Genomic DNA, 20,811 nt, shown 5'->3' with positions numbered 1-20,811 from the left:
CGCTAGAATTCCGCCTGCCATTGGGGGCACTGGCAAGGGGATCGACCGGAATGACGATGCGCGACGCGCGCGGCTGGCTGCTGGCCGCCGCGATGACGGTGTTCGGGTGCACGCCTGCAGTGGCGGCGGCGCCCGATGCGGCGCCTGGCCAACCGCTGACGGCGCAGATCGAGCGCTGTTTCGATCTGCGCGAGAGCCGCCCGGCCGAAGCCATCGCGATCGCCCACGCCGCGCTGTCGGGCACGGACCTGCCGGCGACCGACGAGATCAAGCTGCAGACCTGCCTGGCGCGCGCTTCCGCGCTGACCGGCGATGCGCTGACCGCGATCGATGCGGTGGACCGCGTCGAAAGCCTGCTCGCCGCGTCGCCGCAGTCACCCGAGTTCGCGCTGCGTGCGCTGTCCAATGCCGGCGCGGCATTGCATCTGGCCGGCGACGTCCCGCGCGCACTCGCGCTGTACACGCGCGCGTTCGAAGCCGCCGAAGCCGGCGATTCCGACATCGCCCAGATCAAGATGCTCAACAACGTGGGCAACATCCACAGCGAAGAGCTGGAAGCGTTCGACGACGCGGTCCGGATCTTCACCCGGGCGCAGGCGATCGCCGACAAGGGCGGCCTGTCGGAGCCGATCCTGAGCTACAACCAGGGCCTCAACCATCTGCGCGCCGGGCGCAAGGCGGATGCGCGCGCGGCGTTCGCCGTCGCGCTGCCGCAGGCCGAAGCCATCGCCCTGGGTGTGGTCGAGCAGCGTTCGCGCGCCGAACTCGCCGCGCTCGACGCCACCGGCCTGGAAGCGCTGCCGGCGCTGATGCGCATCGCCGATGCACAGCGCAGCGACGATCCGTCCGGCGCGGCGGTCACCCTGATGCGCATGTCGCGTCTGGCGCTCGACGCCGGCGAGGCCGCGCAGGCCCTGTCGCACGCGCGCGACGCCGTCGGGATCGCCCGCGCCGGCGCGTTCCGCATCGAATACCGCGACGCGATGCGCGCCGAAGTGGCGGCGCTGCGGGCCCTCGGACACTACGAGGCCGCGCTCGACGTGCAGCAGACGCTGCGCGACGTCGAGGTGCGCGCGCTGCGCAGCCAGAACCTCGGCACGCTGGCCGGGCTGCAGGCGCGGCTCGAAGACCGTCACAGTGCGAGCGAACTGGCGCGCCTGCACGAGCAGCGCCGCGTCGACACGCTCACCCAGCAGCACGCGCGCAGGTTGCGCAGTGCGGCGATCGCCGGGCTCGCGATCCTCGTCGTGCTGATGCTGGCCTTCGCCTGGTACCAGCGCCGGGTGAACCGTCGCCTGTATCGCCTGAGTTCTGTCGACAGCCTCACCCGGCTGCTCAACCGCGGCGCCGCCACGCATGCGCTGCGCAACATGTCGAGCGCTGCCGGCGGCGCTGCGCGGCAGGTGGTGTTCCTGCTCGATGTCGACTATTTCAAACACAGCAACGACCAGCACGGCCACAGCACCGGCGATGCGATCCTCACCGAGATCGCGGCGCGGCTCGGCACCTGCTGTCGCCCCGGCGATCTGGTCGCGCGCTGGGGCGGCGAGGAGTTCCTCGTCGCCTGCCCGGCCCTCGATCTGCGCGGCGCCAGCGATGTCGCCGAGCGCCTGCGCGCAGTCGTCGCGAACACGCCCTTCGCCTTCGATGGTGGTCAGGCCGCGCTGTCGGTGTCGATCGGATTCGCGTGCTGGCCGACGGCGGCCGCGGCCGGCCTTGCCAGAAAGGAACGTTGGCGCGAGGCGGTGGATCTGGCCGATCGGGCGCTCTATGCATCCAAGCGCGGCGGACGCGACGCGTGGACGGGACTGTGGTGCGATGGCGACGTGGTGGACGTCAAAGCGGTCCTGCGCGATCCGGAGGACGCGATCGCCACCGGTGACATCACCGCGGTCAGCAGCCGCATGCCGATCCAGTGGCGCAGCAGCGAACCCGGCAGCGCCGCGCCCGGCTGGCAGCCCCGCGGCACGGCCGCGGACGGCGGTCGCGAACCACCGGCGCCGCGCTGAGCGGCGCCGGTGGCGTGCCCTCAGCGACGCTCGAGCGAGATGCGGTAGTTGCCGCCGGTGTCGCCGTCGATCGACGAGGCTTCGACGACGTAGGTGCCCGACTCGAGCCGCTGCGCGATGCGCGCATTGAGCGCACCGCCGCCGTCGTCATCGGTCGCCACTTCCTGGCCGTCGCGGCTCAGACGCAGATAGCTGTCGACGTCGTCGGAGTTCATCGCGATCGCGTACTCGCCGGCGCTGCGGATGTTGATCGTCCAGCGATCGGTCATGCCGGGCAGCAGGGTGGCCTCGGTCGGGCGCCCCGCCGCCAGCGCGCCGCCGCCGACGTTGTCAGGCGCTTCGCTGGCGGCGAACGCCAGCGTGTACAGGCCCGCACCGGCCGACGCCGCATCGGCGCGCAACGTGTACGTGCCCGGCTCCAGCAACATCGAGATGCGCGAGTTGAGCCCGTCGCCGCCGTCGTCGTCGGTCTTCTCCACGCCGTTGCCGGCCAGATGCATCAGCGGATCGATCTCGTCGCTGCGCATGTCGATGCGTACGACGCGGCGCGCCGGCAACGAGAACGTGTATGCGTGCGCGCTGCCTTCGTACAGGCCGGTCACGGTGCTGCCGACGGCCAGTTCGCCGCCTTCGCGCAGACCGCCTTCCGGCAGCGGACGCGCAGCGACGCGGATCTGGTACATGCCGTTGATGCGATCGCTGCCGTAGCCCTCGGCCGTCAGCGTGTAGGTGCCCGGCGCGAGGCGTGCGCTGATGCGCGCGTTGCTGCCGTCGCCGCCGTCGTCGTTGCTCAGCGCCACGCCGGGGCCGTCGAGCTTGAGCACGGAATCGAAATCGTCGGACATCATGTCGATCGTGTAGAAGCCGGCCTCGTCGATCCGCAGCGGCAGCTGGCGCTTGGCATCGGTCCAGTCGCTGATCGCCGCGCCCACGCGCAGCGTCTCGCCGTTGTAGGCCTCGATCGCCGATGCCTGCAGCGTGAACGGGCCGTACGCACTGGCGTCGGCGCCGCTGACGGCGATGGTGTAGCTGCCGGCGCGCTTGGCGCGCACGACCAGCGACGCGGACTCGTTGTTCGGGTTCGAGCTCGCGACCAGCTCGCCGCCGTGGAAGGCGGTGAGCTTGCCGCGCAATGCGCCTTCGAGCTTGAACGACGCCACCTGGCCTTCGCGCAGGTCGACGCGGTAGAGCTGGCTGCGCGAGCCGTCCTGGTGGTTGAGGCTGGACCGGCTGGTGATCTCGCCCCGGCGCTCGGCGCCCAGGGTCACGGATTCGGCGGCATCACCCGGCGCGGCATGCACGACGAGGGGCGATGCGAGGGCCAGCGCAACGGCGAGGGCCAGCGTGTGGACAGTCTTCAAGAACGTCTCCCTGTACAGAAGTGGGCGGCGTTGCGGGGGCAACGGCCGCGGGCTTGCCGCATACGCGGCGGCCCATTCTGCACCCGCATTCACGATTCCGCACGTGACGGACCGATCGCGTCAGACGGCGCCGAGCGGTTCGCGATGTTCGACGACCAGCTGCACCGCATCGCCGCCGCGGTAATCGTCGGGTGCGAGCCGGTAGACGATCCGCTCGCGTGCGGACGGTGCGATCTCGCGCCAGCCGCCGAAATGGATTGCCGACAGCGGCTTCGGGTGTCCGTCGAGGCGCAGCGTCAGCTTCAGATGCCGGGCCCCCACCACGCGCCAGTCCACGACGGCGAACTCCCCGTCGAACTGCGGTTCGGGAAAGCCCTGCCCCCACGGCCCGGCATCGCGCAGATGCGCGGCATGCACGATGTCGAACTCGTCGCCGCGCAAGGCGCCGTCGGTGAGGATCTCGGCGCGTAGCAAAGCCGGGTCGAGCATCTGTTCAACCGTCGCGCGGAACGCTTCGGTGAACGCGTCGAGGCGGTCGCGCTGCAGCGTGAGTCCAGCCGCCATCGCATGCCCGCCGAAGCGTTCGATGAGGCCCGGATGCGCGGCGTCGACCGCCGCGAGCACGTCGCGGATGTGCAGCCCGGGGATCGAACGCGCCGAACCGCGCAGCTGGTCGCTGTCGGGTTCCGCGGGCGCGAAGGCGATCACCGGACGGTGCAGCGCATCCTTCATCTTCGACGCGACCAGACCCACGACGCCCGGATGCCAGTCCGCGTCGAACAGGCACACACCCGCGCTGGCCGGATCGACCGGCGGCTGCCCGGCGACGGCGGCTTCGGCGTCGTCGAGCATCGACTGCTGTACCGCGCGGCGCTCGGCATTGATCTGGTGCAGCGTGGCGGCGAGATCGCGCGCATGCGCACCGTCGTCACTGAGCAGGCATTCGATGCCGATCGCCATGTCTTCGAGCCGGCCCGCGGCATTGATCCGCGGGCCGACCGCGAACCCGATGTCGGCCGCGGTCAGACGCGCGGCATCGCGACCGGCGACCTCGATCAATGCATTGAGCCCGGCGCAGCCGCGGCGTGCGCGCAGGCGGCGCAGGCCCGCGGACACGAGTGCGCGGTTGTTCGCGTCCAACGGCACCAGATCGGCGACGGTGCCCACCGCGACGAGATCGAGCAGGCTGCCCAGATCCGCCTCCGCGGCGCGCGCATCGCCCTGCCCGCGCAGCCGCGCGCGCAGCGCCATCAGCACGTAGAAGATCACGCCGACGCCGGCCAGCATCTTGCTCGGGAAGGTATCGCCCGGCAGGTTCGGATTGACGATCGCATCGGCCGGCGGGAGCTCGATACCGGGCAGATGGTGATCGGTCACCAGCACGCGCCAGCCGAGCGCTTTCGCCGCGGCGATGCCGGCATGGCAGGCGATGCCGTGATCGACGGTCACCAGCAGCGACGGCGCCAAGGGCGCCAAAGATTCGACCAGCGCCGGCGACAGGCCGTAGCCGTGGGTGATGCGATTGGGCACCGCGTGCACGATGTCGCGTGCGCCGAGCATGCGCAGCCCGCGCACCGCGACCGCGCACGCCGTCGCACCGTCGCAGTCGAAATCGCCGACCACGAGAATGCGCTCGCCTTTGCGGATGGCGTCGGCGAGCAGTTCCGTCGCGACGTCGATGTTCGACAGCGCATCGGGCGGCAGCAGGCCGGCGAGTTTCGGCTGCGCGGCATCGAGATCATGCGCGCCGCGCGCGGCATAGATGCGCCGCAGCAGCGACGGCACGGTCGACGGCCAGTCTTCGCCGACCGCGGCCTCGCGTCGGCGGATCGTCGGTGCCTGCGCTCTCAAGACGTCGCCGCCGGCGATGCGGAGCGCGGACGACGCCAGACACGCAGACGATGCCAGCGGCGCAGCGTCAGCACATGGCCGTCTTCGTCGTCGATCGTCAGCGTGCGCAACTGGCCGCGCGCCAGCGCGGCGAGCGCCGTCTGCAGCCAGTCGGTCTGCAGGCGGCGCAGATCGCGTTCTCCCACCAGATCGAACAGCGCCGCGTCACGCGGTTCCGGGAACGTCCGCGGCAATGACGCGACGGTGGTCGCGCTCGCGGCGAGTGCGTGCAGCGTGGGATCGTCGGTGTGGACCTGCGCATGGGCGCTGCGCGTGTGCACGCGCGCATCGGGCAGCGGGCCACCGCCCCAGAACCACAAGGCATTGACCGGCGTCCTGCCGGCCGCGGCGCGGCGCGCATTCCAGGGATGGTTGTGCAGGATGATCTGCGCTTCCGTCGCGAGCGCACGCCAGCGGCGCGCGGGAGCGCTGTCGTCGTCGTGATCGGCGAGATCGGTACCCAGCGCTTCGGACGGATCCAGAAACTCGGGCAACGGACTCGCGCGCGGCACACGCAGATACCAGCGGGCCGGATCGGGCGCGTCGAGCGCGAAGCCGGCATCGCCGAACACCGGCTGCAGCGCCGGCAGCAATGCCTCGCAGTCTTCGCGGGTCAGGCCCAGCGTGTCGCCATGCGCCATCAGGCGCACACCGTTGATGTCGGGACGCAACCACGCGGGATCGGCGCGCAACCACGCGCTGCCGGCCGCGTCGGCATCGCCGACATCGACCTGCCGCGACAGGGCCGCGAGCGGCCACGTGCCGCCCGGCAGTTCGATGTGCCGCGCGAGTTGCGCACGCCGGCCGGACGCCAGCGACGCGACGTCCGCGCGTCCCAGCGCCCGCGACACGTCCTGTTGCCAGCGCTGCGCGCCGAAGCGTGCGGCTGCGGGCAACAGGAAGGTGGCTGACGTCATCGGCTCAGCCGAGATACTCGACGCTGATGATGTCGTACTCGCGCGAGCCGCCGGGCGCATCGATGCTGACGCTGTCGCCCTCGTGCTTGCCGATCATCGCGCGGGCGACCGGCGAGGAGATCGCGATCAGGCCCTTCTTGATGTCGGCTTCGAGGTCACCGACGATCTGGTAGCGCTTCTCTTCGTCGGTCTCGGTGTCGGCGATGACGACGGTCGCGCCGAACACCACCTTGTCACCGGCGTTGAGTTTGGCCACGTCGATCAGATCCGCATGCGACAGCTCGCCTTCGAGCTGCTTGATGCGACCTTCGATGAAGCTCTGCTGCTCGCGCGCGGCGTGGTACTCGGCATTCTCCTTGAGATCGCCGTGCGCACGCGCTTCGGAGATCGCCTCGATCACCGCCGGACGCTTGACCGACTTCAGTTCTTCGAGCTCTTCGCGCAGGCGCTGGGCGCCGCGCAGGGTCATGGGTGCGCGCATGGGCGTGCCTCCGTCAGTTCGTTGAAGTGGCTGCCGCGACGCCCTGGAGGCGCGCGTGCAGTTCCTGCAGCGCCCAGACCGGGCCGCTGCCGCGGAATTGCAGAGAATGCAGCAGGGCCTTGGCGCCGGCAACGGTGGTCGAATACGTCACCCGGTGCTGCAGGGCCTCACGACGGATCGAGAACGAGTCGGAGATCGCCTGCTTGCCTTCGGTCGTGTTGACGATGTACGCGATCTCGCCGTTCTTGATCAGATCGACGACGTGCGGACGGCCTTCGACGACCTTGTTGATCTGCTCGCAGGCGATGTCGTGTTCGCGCAGCCACTTGGCGGTGCCGGCGGTCGCGACGATCGTGTAGCCGCGCGCAATGATGTCGCGGGCGACGGGCAGCACGCGCTTCTTGTCGGGATCGCGCACGGACACGAACACCTTGCCGCTGGTCGGCGGCGTCTTGATGCTCGCCGCTTCCTGCGCGCGTGCGAACGCCGCGCCGAAGCTCTCGCCCACGCCCATGACCTCACCGGTCGAGCGCATCTCCGGGCCGAGGATCGGGTCGACGCCCTGGAACTTCGCGAACGGGAAGATCGCTTCCTTGACCGAGAAGTACTCGGGCACGATTTCGGTGGTCGCGCCCTGCTCGGCCAGCGTCTTGCCGGCCATGCAGCGCGCTGAGATCTTGGCCAGCGGCATGCCGATCGCCTTGGACACGAACGGCACCGTGCGAGAGGCACGCGGATTCACTTCCAGCAGGAAGATCGTATCAACGCCGTCGTCGTCGGTCTGCACCGCGAACTGGGTGTTCATCAGGCCGATCACCTTGAGCTCGCGCGCCAGGGCGACGACCTGCTCGCGCAGGCGCGCCTGCACGTCCGCCGACAGCGAATACGGCGGCAGCGAACACGAGGAATCGCCCGAATGCACGCCGGCTTCCTCGATGTGTTCCATGACGCCGCCGATCAGCACGTTGCCTTCGCGGTCGGCGATGACGTCGATGTCGACCTCGACCGCGTTGTCAAGGAAGCGGTCGAGCAGTACAGGCGAGTCGTTCGAAACCTTGACCGCGTCGCGCATGTAGCGCGCGAGGTCGCTATCGGCGTGCACCACTTCCATCGCGCGGCCACCGAGCACGTAGCTCGGACGCACGACCAGCGGATAGCCGATCTCGCGCGCCAGCACCAGCGCTTCCTCGGGGTTGCGCGCGGTGCGGTTCGGCGGCTGCTTGAGGCCCAGCTCGTCGACCAGCTTCTGGAAACGCTCGCGGTCTTCGGCCAGATCGATCGAGTCCGGCGAGGTGCCGATGATCGGCACGCCGTTGGCTTCGAGCGCACGCGCGAGCTTGAGCGGAGTCTGACCGCCGTACTGCACGATCACGCCCTTGGGCTTCTCGACTTCAACGATCTCCAGCACGTCTTCGAGGGTGAGCGGCTCGAAATACAGGCGGTCGGAGGTGTCGTAGTCGGTCGACACAGTTTCCGGGTTGCAGTTGACCATGATGGTCTCGTACCCGTCCTCGCGCAGCGCGAGCGCCGCGTGCACGCAGCAGTAGTCGAACTCGATGCCCTGGCCGATGCGGTTGGGACCGCCGCCGAGCACCATGATCTTGTCGCGGCCGGTCGGCTGCGCCTCGCACTCGTCCTCGTAGGTCGAATACAGGTACGCGGTGTCGGTGGCGAACTCGGCCGCGCAGGAGTCGACGCGCTTGTAGACCGGGCGCACGCCGAACGCACGGCGCAGCGCACGGATCGCCTGCTCGTCGGTACCCAGCAGCTGCGACAGACGCGCATCGGAGAAGCCCATGCGCTTGAGCGCACGCACGCGCGCCTTGTCGAGCGCATCGATGCCGGCAGCGGCCACCTCGGCCTCGGTCGTGATCAGCTCTTCGATCTGGTCGAGGAACCAGTGGTCGACATAGGACAGTGCGTAGACGTCCTCAACCGACAGGCCGGCGCGGAACGCATCGGCCAGATAGAACAGACGCTCGGGACCCGGCTCGCGCACTTCGCGGCGCAGCGTCGCCATGTCGTCATCACTGGTCAGATCCAGCCCGGTGGGATCGAAGCCGACCTTGCCCGTTTCCAGACCGCGCAGCGCCTTCTGCATCGATTCCTGGAAGGTGCGGCCCATCGCCATGACTTCGCCGACCGACTTCATCTGCGTGGTCAGGCGCGCATCGGCCTGCGGGAACTTCTCGAACGCGAAGCGCGGAATCTTGGTGACCACGTAATCGATCGACGGCTCGAACGAGGCCGGGGTCTTGCCGCCGGTGATCTCGTTCTTGAGTTCGTCGAGCGTGTAACCGACGGCGAGCTTGGCCGCGACCTTGGCGATCGGGAAACCGGTGGCCTTCGACGCCAGCGCCGACGAGCGCGACACGCGCGGATTCATTTCGATGACGACCACGCGGCCGTCTTTCGGATTGATGCCGAACTGCACGTTCGAACCGCCGGTGTCGACGCCGATCTTGCGCAGCACCGCGACCGACGCATTGCGCAGGCGCTGGTATTCCTTGTCGGTCAGCGTCTGCGCCGGCGCGACGGTGATCGAGTCACCGGTGTGCACGCCCATCGGATCGAGGTTCTCGATCGAGCAGACGATGATGCAGTTGTCCGCGGTGTCGCGGACCACTTCCATCTCGAATTCCTTCCAGCCCAGCACCGATTCCTCGACCAGCACTTCGGTGGTGGGCGACAGCTCGAGACCGCGGGTCACGATGTCGACCAGTTCCTCGCGGTTGTAGGCGATGCCGCCGCCCGAACCGCCGAGGGTAAAGCTCGGACGGATGATCGTCGGATAGCCGACGCGCGTCTGGATATCGATCGCTTCCTCGAGCGTGTGCGCCACTTCGGCGCGCGGGCATTCGAGATCGATCTCGCCCATCGCCACGCGGAACAGCTCGCGGTCTTCGGCCATGCGGATCGCTTCGCGCTTGGCGCCGATCAGCTCGACGTTGTACTTCTCCAGCACGCCGTGATCGGCGAGATCGAGCGCGCAGTTGAGCGCGGTCTGGCCGCCCATCGTCGGCAGCAGCGCGTCGGGCTTTTCCTTGGCGATGATCTTCTCGACCGTCTGCCAGTTGATCGGCTCGATGTAGACCGCGTCGGCCATCTCCGGGTCGGTCATGATCGTCGCGGGATTGCTGTTGACCAGCACCACGCGGTAGCCCTCGTCGCGCAGCGCCTTGCACGCCTGCGCGCCAGAGTAATCGAACTCGCAGGCCTGGCCGATGACGATCGGGCCGGCGCCGATGATGAGGATGGTCTGGATATCAGTGCGCTTTGGCATGTCAGCGGCTCTCGGCGTTCTTGTTGTGCATCGACGCGACGAACCGATCGAACAGCGGCGCGACATCGTGGGGACCGGGCGAGGCTTCCGGGTGACCCTGGAAGCTGAAGGCAGGTGCGTCGGTGAGCGCGATGCCCTGGTTGGTGCCATCGAACAGCGAACGATGGGTCACGCGCACATTGGCCGGCAGCGAGGCCTCGTCGACGGCGAAGCCGTGGTTCTGCGAGGTGATCAGCACCTTGCCCGAATCCAGATCCTGCACCGGATGGTTCGCGCCGTGATGCCCGTGCGGCATCTTCAGCGTCTTCGCGCCGGCGGCGAGCGCCAGCAGCTGGTGGCCGAGGCAGATGCCGAAGGTCGGCAGTTTGGCGTCGATGAAGCTGCGGATCGCGTCGACCGCGTAATCGCAAGGTTCCGGATCACCGGGGCCGTTCGACAGGAACACGCCATCGGGCTTCAGCGCGAGCACTTCGTCGGCGGGCGTCTGCGCCGGCACCACCGTCAGTTCGCAGCCGCGCTCGGCCAGCATGCGCAGGATGTTGGTCTTCACGCCGTAGTCGTAGGCCACGACCTTGAACTTCGCAGGCAGGGTAACGAAGGCGTTGCTGTCGAGATCGAGCTGGCCATCGGTCCAGCTGTAACGCTCGGTCGTGCTGACGACCTTCGCCAGATCCATGCCCTTGAGGCCCGGGAACTTGCGCGCGGCCTCGAGCGCCTGTTCGACATTCACGTCGCCGGCCATCACCGCACCGTTCATCGAACCGCGGTCGCGCAGCAGGCGCGTCAGCTTGCGGGTGTCGATTTCGGAGATGGCGACGATGCCACGTGCGCGCAGCCACTCGGGCAACGACACCTGGCTGCGCCAGCTGCTCGGACGGCGCGGCACGTTGCGCACGATGAGGCCCGACGCCCAGACCTTAGACGCTTCGTCGTCCTGATCGGTGCAGCCGGTATTGCCGATATGCGGATAGGTCAGCGTCACCAGCTGGCGCGCGTACGAGGGATCGCTCAGCACTTCCTGGTAGCCGGTCATCGCGGTGTTAAACACCACTTCACCGACGGAAAGCCCGGGGGCGCCCACGGAAACGCCCTCGAACACGGTGCCGTCTTCAAGGACGAGAATTGCGGAATCTGTCACGAGGTCTTCGCCTACGTCAGGTTGCAGGAAACCGCCAGAGCGGTGGAAACCGGTCCGGAGGTTTGGGGTTCAGGCGAGCGAGAATTGTACCGATGCACCCCGTCCCGCGCCAGCGATGTGACGGATGCGTTCAGTGATACGGGCGCGGAAATCAGGCCGCAGCGTCGCCCAGCAGGTCGGCAATGGCGTAACGGCGCGGCGCACGGCCGGCCAGACGCGCCGCCACGTGCAGCGCGCCACTGGCGAAAATGTCGCGGTTCGTCGCCCGGTGCACCAGCTCGATGCGCTCGCCCACGCTGGTGAACTGCACCAAATGCTCGCCGACGATGTCGCCCGCGCGGATCGAGGCGTAGTGCGGCGTCGCGCCCTGCCCGGCCGCGGCTTCGCCCAGCGTCAGTGCGGTACCCGATGGCGCATCGAGCTTGCGCGTATGGTGCGATTCGACGATGTCGCAGTCCCAGCCCGGCAGCACCGCGGCCGCGCGCGCAACCAGATCTTCGAGCACCGCGACACCCAGACTGAAGTTCGATGCCCAGAGCACCGGAATCGTCGCCGCGGCCGCGTCGAGCGCGGCACGTTGCGCGTCATCGAGGCCGGTGGTGCCCGAGACCAGCGCCGCGCCGCGTTTGATGCACAGCGCGAGCAGCGGATCGAACCCGCCCGGCAGACTGAAATCGATGGCGACGTCGAAGGTGGGCGCGCCGCCGAGCTCGGACGCACCGAAATACGGCACGCCGTCGATGACCCGCTGTTTCGGCGGGCGCCCCGACACCGCGGCGACGATGTCGAGATCCTCGCGTCCCGCCGCCAGCCGCAGCAACGCCTGGCCCATGCGACCAGACGCGCCGTGCACGAGAATCCGCGGTCGCGTGCTCATGCCTGCGGCTCCATGGCACGGGTGCGGCGCCCGCGTTGCGGGACGATGGACGGAGTGGACTGCGGGCCAAGGATGCTCATGTCCGCATTCTAGCGGCGCGTCCGTCGACGGGAAGCGGTCGCGCGCAAGACTTCGGCGGTCCGCGCAGGCGGGCGCTACGCTGACGGCCCCCGTGCCGCGAGCCCCGTCATGCAGTTGTCCGAACAGATCGTCCTCGTCACCGGCGCAGGCCGGGGCCTCGGCCGCGAGATCGCCCTTGCGTTCGCCCGCGAAGGTGCGCGTGTGATCGTCAACTACCGGCGCAGCCGCGAGGCGGCCGATGCGCTGGCCGCGCAGATCGGGACGCGTGCGATCGCGCTGCAGGCCGACATCACCGACCGCGTACAGGTCGACGCGCTCCATTCGCAAGCGCGCGCACACTTCGGCGCCGACATCACCACCGTCGTCAACAATGCGCTGGTCGATTTCGCGTTCGACGGCGATGCACGCGCGAAAGCCGACACGATCGACTGGCCCGCATTCGCCACGCAGTTCGAAGGCAGCGTGCGCGGTGCCTTGAACACCGTGCAGGCCGCACTGCCGGGCATGTGCGCCCACGCCTTCGGACGCGTCATCAACATCGGCACCAACCTGTTCCAGAACCCGGTGGTGCCGTATCACGACTACACGGCCGCGAAGGCTGCGCTGCTCTCGTTGACCCGCACGCTCGCCGGCGATCTCGGCCCGGACGGCATCACTGTCAACATGCTGTCCGGCGGCCTGCTGCGCACCACCGACGCCAGCGCCGCGACACCCGAGGCGGTGTTCGACTACATCGCCGCGAACACGCCACTGCGCAGCGTGACCACGCCGGCCGAGTTCGCCGACGCGGCGCTGTTCTTCGCCTCGCCGTGGTCGCGCGCGGTCACCGGACAGAACCTGGTGGTCGACGGCGGGCTCGTACGCGACTGAGTGTTCCATCCGCGCCGACCTCGAACCGGCACTTGGCGCGCGCACGTTGCGCATGCGGATCACGATGCGCGGGTCAAGCGGCGTCTCGAACCCCCTTCGCTGCACTGGTCAAACAATGACCAGCGTCGTGGGCGTCGCGACACGGCCGGCTTCATGACGCTTACCCACAGACTTGTCATCGAATCATCCACAAGCACTGTGGATGACCGGCCGGCTAGGCGGTTGTCGCGGGCTGGTCAAGCGCGACTGCACCTTGCATGCGGTCGAACCATGCGTGAGATCGGGCACCGCGCGCCGCGATGACGAAGCGCGTGCGCGGGTCAAGCGCCGTGTCCGCACACATGCAGGCAGGTGGTGAACAAATCACCACGTGTTTCGAGGGCCGTCGCAGCGCGGCGCGTGATGCTTATCCACAACTTTGTCGTCAGACGGTCCACATGCGCTGTGGAGAACCGCGCCGCTACGCGACGGATGCCTCCGGGTCAATCCCTTCGACGGGCCTGCACGCAGCGATGATTGGCGACCGCTATCGATGTCGGCCGACCCGATTCCAGCGAGCCGTTCCGCCCGTGCGCCACGCGCTGGAGTCTGTCGGCCCACCGGCAGGGTGCCAACCGCGCGCGACTGCACCACCGCGTGCGCAGGTCAAGGCCGCAAACAGGCCCGCACCGCGCGCCTGAGCAGAAAATCACCACGATGTCGGCGCCCGGAGACGACGCCGTTCGACACGCTTATCCACACCTTGACCCACAGTCCATCCACACCGGATGTGGACAGCAGGCCGGCTAGGCGCATCCGGCGCTGACGTCAAGCGTTTTCGCGCGGTCCTGTGCCACGAAGCCCGCCACGGCGGGGATCGAGCGGATCGGCCACCGCGCCCGGTCCATGTGCGCGACGTCACAGTGGCGACGACGTGACCAGCGTGCCGTCGCCCAATGCAAACGCGCACTTGGACTGCTTATCCACAGCTTTGTCGACAGTTGATCCACACCTTCTGTGGATCACCGCGGCGGGTCGCGCGGCACACCCGGGAAGCTGCGTTCGCGACCGGACACCCTGTGTCGACCGCAGAAACGAAAACGCCCGGCGCAGGGCCGGGCGTGTCGATCGAACAATCGCAGGACTCAGGATGTCATGCGATCCCAGAAGCCCTTCACCCCGTCCATGAAGGTGCTGGACTTCGGCGAATGCCGGTGTGCGTTCTCACCGGTGAAGGTGGTCTCGAACTGCGCCAGCAGCTCGCGCTGCTCCTTGGTCAGATTCACCGGCGTCTCGACGACGACCTTGCAGTACAGATCGCCGGGGCTGCGGCTGCGCACCGACTTGACGCCCTTGTCGCGCAGGCGGAACACCTTGCCGGTCTGCGTCTCGGCGGGCACGCGGATCTCCGCTTCACCGCCGAGCGTGGGCACGCGCACGATGTCGCCCAGCGCGGCCTGCGAGATGCGCACCGGGACTTCGCAATGCAGGTCGTCGCCGTCGCGCTGGAAGATCGCATGCGGACGCACGCGCACTTCGACGTACAGATCGCCCGGCGGCGAACCGGCCGGACCGGCCTCGCCCTCGCCGGCGAGACGGATGCGGTCGCCGGTGTCGACGCCCGCAGGCACCTTCACCGACAACACCTTTTCTTCCTCGACGCGACCGGCGCCGTGGCAGGTCTTGCACGGGTTGGCGATGATCTGCCCCTGGCCGCCGCAATGCGGGCATGCCTGCTGCATCGTGAAGATGCCGCGCTGCATGCGCACCTGGCCGCGACCGGCGCAGGTCGAACAGGTTTCGCGCTTCCCGTCCTCCGAGCCGCTGCCGTCGCAGTCATCGCAACCGGCGAGCGTCGGCAGTTCGACCCGCTTCTCGACACCGGCCACCGCATCCTCGAGATCGAGCTCCATCACGTAACCGATGTCGGCGCCACGACGCGGACCGCCGCGACCGCCTCCCCCGCCGAAAATGTTGCCGAAGATGTCACCGAAGATGTCGCCCATGTCGGCGCCGCCGCCGAAGCCCGGGCCGGCATTGCCGCCGCCCATGCCGTGCTCGAACGCGGCATGTCCATGCTGGTCGTACATCCGCCGCTTGCCGCCGTCCGACAGGACCTCGTAGGCCTCCTTGCACTCCTTGAACGCCGCCTCGGCACTCGCGTCGCCGGGATTGCGGTCAGGGTGGTACTTCATCGCGCAACGGCGGTAGGCCTTCTTCAGTTCGTCTTCGGTCGCGCTGCGGGTGACGCCCAGCACTTCGTAGTAATCGCGTTTGCTCATGGAAAACCGGTCGCAGGGACCGTCGCAGGGACGGCCTCGTTAAAAACGGAAGCCGGTCGCCCGACACCACCGCGCCCAAAGCGCGCGCGATGCCGGGGTTCCGGCCGAAACGCCGCGGCGGGGCCGCGGCGGTACCGACTTACTTCTTCTCGTCGTCCTTGACCTCGGTGAACTCGGCATCGACGACGTCGTCGGACTTCGGCGCATCGCCCGAAGCCGCGCCGGCGTCGCCCTGTCCGGCTGCGCCGGCGGCCGCGAACAGCTGCTGCGCGACCTCTTCGAGGTGCTTGGACTTGGCTTCGATCTGCGCCTTGTCGTCGCCCTTCATCGCGGTTTCGACTTCGGCGATCGCGGCTTCCGCATTGCCGATCACGTCGCCCGGCACCTTGTCGCCGTTGTCCTTGATCGCGCTGCGGGTGGCGTGCACCAGCGCATCGGCTTGGTTGCGTGCGCCGACGAGTTCCTGGAACTTCTTGTCGTCTTCGCGGTGCGCTTCGGCGTCGGCGACCATCCGGGCGATCTCGTCGTCCGACAGGCCCGAACCGGCCTTGATCTCGACCTTCTGTTCCTTGTTGGTCTTCTTGTCCTTGGCCGACACGTGGAGGATGCCGTTGGCGTCGATGTCGAACGACACCTCGACCTGCGGCATGCCGCGCGGCGCGGCATCGATCCCGGTGAGATCGAAGCGGGCCAGCGACTTGTTGAAGCGGGCCTGCTCGCGCTCGCCCTGCAGCACGTGCACGGTCACGGCCGACTGGTTGTCGTCGGCGGTGGAGAACGTCTGCGAGGCCTTGGTCGGGATCGTGGTGTTCTTCTCGATGATCTTGGTGAACACACCGCCCAGGGTCTCGATGCCGAGGCTCAGCGGGGTCACGTCGAGCAGCAGCACGTCCTTGACGTCACCGGCCAGCACGCCGCCCTGCACTGCCGCGCCGATCGCAACGGCCTCGTCGGGGTTCACGTCCTTGCGCGGTTCCTTGCCGAAGAACTCGGCGACCGCCGCCTGCACCTTGGGCATGCGGGTCTGGCCACCGACGAGGATCACCTCGTTGATGTCGGACGCGCGCAGGCCGGCGTCGTTGAGCGCGGTGCGGCACGGCTCGATCGTCTTGCGCACCAGCTCCTCGACCAACGACTCGAGCTTGGCGCGGGTCAGCTTGATGTTGAGGTGCTTCGGGCCCGAAGCGTCGGCGGTGACGTACGGCAGGTTCACTTCGGTCTGCTGCGAGGACGAGAGCTCGATCTTCGCGCGCTCGGCCGCATCCTTCAGACGCTGCAGCGCCAACGGATCCTTGCGCAGGTCGATGCCCTGGTCCTTGTTGAACTCTTCGACGAGATAATCGATGACGCGCGCGTCGAAGTCTTCGCCGCCGAGGAAGGTGTCACCGTTGGTGGCCAGCACTTCGAACTGCTTCTCGCCGTCGACTTCGGCGATCTCGATGATCGACACGTCGAACGTACCGCCGCCGAGGTCGTACACGGCGATCTTGCGGTCGCCGCCGGACTTGTCGAGGCCATAGGCCAGTGCAGCCGCTGTGGGCTCGTTGATGATGCGCTTGACGTCGAGACCGGCGATGCGGCCCGCGTCCTTGGTCGCCTGGCGCTGGCTGTCGTTGAAGTAGGCCGGCACCGTGATCACGGCTTCGGTGACCTTCTCGCCCAGGTAATCCTCGGCGGTCTTCTTCATCTTCTCGAGAATGCGCGCGGAGACTTCCTGCGCGGACAGGCGCTTGCCATCGCTGGTCGACACCCAGGCGTCGCCATTGTCGTGCTCGAGGATCTTGTACGGCACCAGGCCGATGTCCTTCTGGACCTCGGCGTCCTTGAACTTGCGGCCGATCAGGCGCTTGACCGCGAAGAAGGTGTTGTTGGGATTGGTCACGGCCTGACGCTTGGCCGACGCGCCCACCAGCACTTCGCCGTCCTTGGTGTAGGCGACGATCGACGGCGTGGTGCGATCGCCCTCGCTGTTCTCGATGACCTTGGCCTTGCCGCCGTCCATGATCGCCACGCACGAGTTCGTCGTGCCGAGGTCGATGCCGATGATCTTTGCCATTGCTGCTTCCTCTGAATGATGTGTGTCTGGGTGACGGCCGGGGCCGTCGATGACCGTGATCTGGGGACACGCAACACAGCGTTCAAGCGGTGCGACGTATCGGAATCCGGGGTCGGGCCGGGGCCCGGGGCGTTCAGTCAGCCTTGGCGACGACGACCATGGCCGGCCGCAACAGGCGCTCGTTGAGCAGGTAGCCCTTCTGGAAGACCTGGGCCACCGCGCCCGGCGCCACGCCCGGCACCTCGACGATGCTCATCGCCTGGTGGTGTTCGGGGTTGAACACGTCGCCCGGCGCCGGCGCCAGCGTGGCCAGACCGTTGGACTCGGTCGCCTTGGTCAGCTCGCGCAGCGTGAGCTCGACGCCGCTGCGCAGCGGATCGGTATCCGAGGCATTGGCGAGGCCGGCCTCCAGCGCATCGAACACCGGCACCAGCGCAGCCAGCAGACGCTCGTTGGCGAAGCGGCGCGCGCTCTCGACCTCACGGGCCAGGCGCTTGCGCTGGTTCTCGAGATCGGCGCGTTCGAGCAGGACCTGCGCGCGGAGCTGTTCGAGCTCGCCGGTCAGGCGCTCGACCTGGTCGGCCAGTTGCTGCTCGACCGAGGCCGCGTCCGGGCCGTCGGTCTCGTGGAAATCGGGGGACTGCGAATCGTGCTGCTGGGTCATGTCGGGTTCCGGGGCGGTCGTCTGGCCGCCGACGGCACCAGCTATGGGGCCGCCCCTCGGCGATTCAAGGTTCAGGCTGCAGCGCCGCGCCGAGCACGGCCGCGGTCGCCTGCACCACCGGGATCACCCGCTCGTAGGCCATGCGCGTCGGCCCGATCACGCCCAGCACGCCCAGCGTGCGGCCCCCGGCGCCATAGGGCGCGGTCACCAGCGACATGCCTTCCAGCGGCGCCAGGCCGGTCTCCTCGCCGATGAAGATGCGCACGCCCGGCGCACGGATCGTGCGTTCGAGCAGCTGCAGGATCTCTCGCTTGCGGGCGAAGGCCTCGAACAGTTCGCGCAGGCGGTCGAGATCGGACAGGTCCTGCACGCCGATCAGCCGGTTCTGTCCGGCCAGCAGCATGTCGTCGTCGCCGGGCACCAGCGCCTGTTCGGCGAGTTCCATGGTCTGCGACAGCAGCGCTTCCATCTCGTCGCGGGCGTTGCGCAACTCCTCCACCAGCGCCGCGCGGATGTCGCCCAGCGGGCGCCCGGCGTACTGCTGGTTGAGATAGTTGGCCACGCGTTCCAGCTCCGCGGGCTCGAAGCTGCGGCGGGTCTGGAGGATGCGGTTCTGCACTTCATGGTCGGCGAAGATGATGATCGCCATGACCCGTTGGCCATCGAGCGCCACGAAGTCGATGTGCCGGAAGGCCAGTTGCTCGCGTCGCGGCACGGACACCACGCCGACGAAGTGGGTCATCGCCGACACCAGTTCCGACGCGCTGCCGAGCAGCGACTGCTGCCCGCCGCCGCCCAGTTCCCCGCGCAGCCGCTCCATCTCCTGCGCGCGCAACGGCTTGACCTGCAGCAGCGAATCGACGAACACGCGGTAGCCCTGCGCGGTCGGCACGCGCCCGGCGGAGGTGTGCGGCGAGGCCAGCAAACCGGCGTCTTCCAGATCCGACAGGATGTTGCGGATCGTCGCCGCGCTGACGTCGAGGCCCGCATGCCGGGCCAGGGTCTGCGATCCGACCGGACCGCCGTCCTGGATGTGCCGCGAGATCAGCGTGCGCAACAGCTGCCTGGCGCGCGGATCGAGCGGATGGCGGGGATCGGATGACATGCGGGCGGTATACGGTGCGCCTGTGGGCGATGCAAGCGCCGCATTCTCCGGCCGTGAGACGGACGCGCGGTATTCAGCGCACCGTCGAATGCAGATCCTCTCGCCGATCTACTCGCCCGCAACGCCTCAAGGCACAATCCGCACCCATGCTGACCCATCTCGCCATCCGCAATTTCGCCGTCGCCAGCCAGTCGGATCTGGAGTTCGGCGCCGGCCTGACCGTCATCTCCGGCGAAACCGGCGCCGGCAAATCCCTGCTGGTCGATGCGCTGGGCTTCCTGTCGGGCCAACGCGCCGACAGCGGCATCGTGCGCCATGGCGCCGAGCGCGCCGAACTGCATGCGGAGTTCACGCTCGACGATGCCGCGCCCGCGCTGCGCTGGCTGCGCGAACATGAACTCGATGATGGTGACACCTGCCAGTTGCGCCGCACGCTGCGCGCCGATGGCGGCTCGCGCGCCTGGATCAACGGCCGGCCGGCCACGATCACCCAGCTCGGCGAACTGGCCGGTCATCTGGTCGAGATCCACGGCCAGCACGAACACCAGGCCCTGCTCGCCCGCGGCAGCCAGCTCGCGCTGCTCGATGCGCAGGCCGGCAATGGTGCGCTGCTCGCCGAAGTGCGTGCGACCGCGCAGACCTGGCGCGCACTGCACGACGAGCGCGATGCGCTGGTCGGCATCGGCGATGTCGCCGAGCGCCGCGACTGGCTGCAGCACCAGCTCGACGAACTCGACGGCGAAGCGCTCGCCGCCGACGCGGTAGCCGATCTGTTCGCCAGCCATCGCCGGCACGCGAACGCCGCCGGCCTGATCCAGACCTGCGATGCGGCGCTCGAGCGCATGCGCGGCGACGACGATCTCGGACTGCCGCAGGCGCTGCAGGCGCTGCGGCACGATCTGGCGCGGATGCGCGCGCACGAACCGCGACTCGGCGAGGTCGACGCGATGCTCGACGCCGCCGCGATCCAGCTCGACGAGGCCACATTGCTGCTGGGCCAGGTCCGCGACGATCTGGACATCGATCCCGAGCAGTTGGAGACGCTGGAACAGCGCCTCGGCCGCCTGCACGAACTCGCGCGCAAGCATCGGGTGACGCCGGAAGAACTCATCGACGTGCAGACGCGCCTCGCCGGCGAACGCGATCAGCTCGACGGCGCCGGCGAACGCCTCAAGCAACTCGACGGCGAGATCGAAGCCGCGATGGGCCGCTGGCGCACCGCCGCCGATCGTCTCGGCGCAGCGCGCCGCAAGGCGGCCAAGGCGCTGTCGAGCGCGACCACTGCATTGATCCACGAGCTGGGCATGGGCGGCGGCGTGTTCGAGGTCGCGATCGAACCGGTCGAGACCACGCGGCCCGATCCACAGGGCGCCGAGCGCGTGGAATTCATGGTGTCGGCCAACGCCGGTCAGCCGCCGCGTGCGCTGCGCAAAGTCGCGTCCGGCGGCGAACTGTCACGCATCTCGCTGGCGATCGAAGTCGCCGCGCTCGGCCACGACGCCGTGCCGACGATGGTGTTCGACGAAGTCGATTCGGGCATCGGCGGCGCGGTTGCCGACATCGTCGGCCGCAAGCTGCGTGCACTTGGCGAAAGCCGTCAGGTGCTGTGCGTGACCCATCTGCCGCAGGTGGCCTCGAAGGGCCACACGCATTACCGCGTGCACAAATCCAGCGCCGAGGGCGCGACCGAAAGCCGGGTCAGCCTGCTCGATACCGGCGAGCGCACCGAGGAACTCGCACGCATGCTCGGCGGCGTCGACGTCAGCAAGGAAGCGCGGGCCGCGGCCCGCAAGCTGCTGCAGGGCATGGTCTGACGCG

14 protein-coding genes are annotated in these 20,811 nt (G+C 68.5%); 3 read left to right on the top strand and 11 right to left on the bottom strand.

Annotation, left to right across the window (positions count from 1 at the left end):
- The first annotated feature begins 56 nt into the window (after positions 1-56).
- Positions 57-2,009, top strand: a complete 1,953-nt coding sequence (locus tag V3391_RS04430) for a GGDEF domain-containing protein (RefSeq protein WP_332077195.1) — start codon at positions 57-59, stop codon at positions 2,007-2,009.
- Between the two features lie 20 nt (positions 2,010-2,029).
- On the opposite strand, the gene V3391_RS04425 is transcribed toward V3391_RS04430, so the two are convergent.
- The 7 genes from V3391_RS04425 to dapB all read right to left on the bottom strand — a co-directional run bounded on the left by V3391_RS04425 (position 2,030) and on the right by dapB (position 11,956).
- Positions 2,030-3,370 (bottom strand): hypothetical protein, encoded by a 1,341-nt coding sequence (locus V3391_RS04425; RefSeq protein ID WP_332077194.1) that lies wholly within the window; start codon positions 3,368-3,370, stop codon positions 2,030-2,032.
- 120 nt (positions 3,371-3,490) lie between these two features.
- Positions 3,491-5,221 (bottom strand): single-stranded-DNA-specific exonuclease RecJ, encoded by a 1,731-nt coding sequence (recJ, locus tag V3391_RS04420; protein ID WP_425497193.1) that lies wholly within the window; start codon positions 5,219-5,221, stop codon positions 3,491-3,493.
- Entirely contained in the window at positions 5,218-6,177 is a 960-nt protein-coding gene (locus V3391_RS04415) for a phosphoglycerate mutase (RefSeq protein ID WP_332077193.1), read from the bottom strand. The genes recJ and V3391_RS04415 overlap by 4 nt, the downstream gene beginning before the upstream one ends.
- A 4-nt stretch (positions 6,178-6,181) precedes the next feature.
- Complete coding sequence (greA, locus tag V3391_RS04410) at positions 6,182-6,646, bottom strand: transcription elongation factor GreA (protein WP_465074692.1); 465 nt, start codon at positions 6,644-6,646, stop codon at positions 6,182-6,184.
- A gap of 25 nt (positions 6,647-6,671) precedes the next feature.
- Complete coding sequence (gene carB, locus V3391_RS04405; RefSeq protein ID WP_332077192.1) at positions 6,672-9,941, bottom strand: carbamoyl-phosphate synthase large subunit; 3,270 nt, start codon at positions 9,939-9,941, stop codon at positions 6,672-6,674.
- 1 nt (position 9,942) lies between these two features.
- The gene (carA, locus tag V3391_RS04400; RefSeq protein WP_332077191.1) at positions 9,943-11,079 is read right to left on the bottom strand and encodes a glutamine-hydrolyzing carbamoyl-phosphate synthase small subunit; all 1,137 of its coding nucleotides are present in this window, start codon (positions 11,077-11,079) and stop codon (positions 9,943-9,945) included.
- A gap of 151 nt (positions 11,080-11,230) precedes the next feature.
- Positions 11,231-11,956 (bottom strand): 4-hydroxy-tetrahydrodipicolinate reductase, encoded by a 726-nt coding sequence (gene dapB, locus V3391_RS04395; protein WP_332077190.1) that lies wholly within the window; start codon positions 11,954-11,956, stop codon positions 11,231-11,233.
- A gap of 189 nt (positions 11,957-12,145) precedes the next feature.
- Between dapB and V3391_RS04390 the strand changes: the two genes are divergently transcribed.
- Positions 12,146-12,907, top strand: coding sequence for a 3-oxoacyl-ACP reductase (locus V3391_RS04390; RefSeq protein ID WP_332077189.1), 762 nt, complete (start codon positions 12,146-12,148; stop codon positions 12,905-12,907).
- Positions 12,908-14,031: 1,124 nt separating this feature from the next.
- Here the strand turns inward: V3391_RS04390 and dnaJ are convergent.
- The 4 genes from dnaJ to hrcA all read right to left on the bottom strand — a co-directional run bounded on the left by dnaJ (position 14,032) and on the right by hrcA (position 18,993).
- On the bottom strand, positions 14,032-15,168 hold the full coding sequence (dnaJ, locus tag V3391_RS04385) for a molecular chaperone DnaJ (protein WP_332077188.1): 1,137 nt from the start codon (positions 15,166-15,168) through the stop codon (positions 14,032-14,034).
- A gap of 139 nt (positions 15,169-15,307) precedes the next feature.
- Complete coding sequence (gene dnaK / locus V3391_RS04380; RefSeq protein ID WP_332077187.1) at positions 15,308-17,224, bottom strand: molecular chaperone DnaK; 1,917 nt, start codon at positions 17,222-17,224, stop codon at positions 15,308-15,310.
- A 133-nt stretch (positions 17,225-17,357) separates the two neighbouring features.
- Positions 17,358-17,888, bottom strand: a complete 531-nt coding sequence (gene grpE / locus V3391_RS04375) for a nucleotide exchange factor GrpE (RefSeq protein WP_332077186.1) — start codon at positions 17,886-17,888, stop codon at positions 17,358-17,360.
- A gap of 64 nt (positions 17,889-17,952) precedes the next feature.
- Positions 17,953-18,993, bottom strand: a complete 1,041-nt coding sequence (hrcA, locus tag V3391_RS04370; protein WP_332077185.1) for a heat-inducible transcriptional repressor HrcA — start codon at positions 18,991-18,993, stop codon at positions 17,953-17,955.
- A gap of 146 nt (positions 18,994-19,139) precedes the next feature.
- Between hrcA and recN the strand changes: the two genes are divergently transcribed.
- Positions 19,140-20,807 carry a DNA repair protein RecN gene (gene recN / locus V3391_RS04365; RefSeq protein ID WP_332077184.1) on the top strand — a complete coding sequence of 556 codons (1,668 nt, stop codon included), beginning with the start codon at positions 19,140-19,142 and terminating at the stop codon, positions 20,805-20,807.
- Positions 20,808-20,811 lie beyond the last annotated feature (4 nt).

It is taken from the genome of Luteimonas flava (assembly GCF_036584485.1).
Taxonomy (GTDB): Bacteria; Pseudomonadota; Gammaproteobacteria; order Xanthomonadales; family Xanthomonadaceae; genus Luteimonas; species Luteimonas flava.
This window is presented reverse-complemented; position numbering and strand designations above follow the sequence as displayed.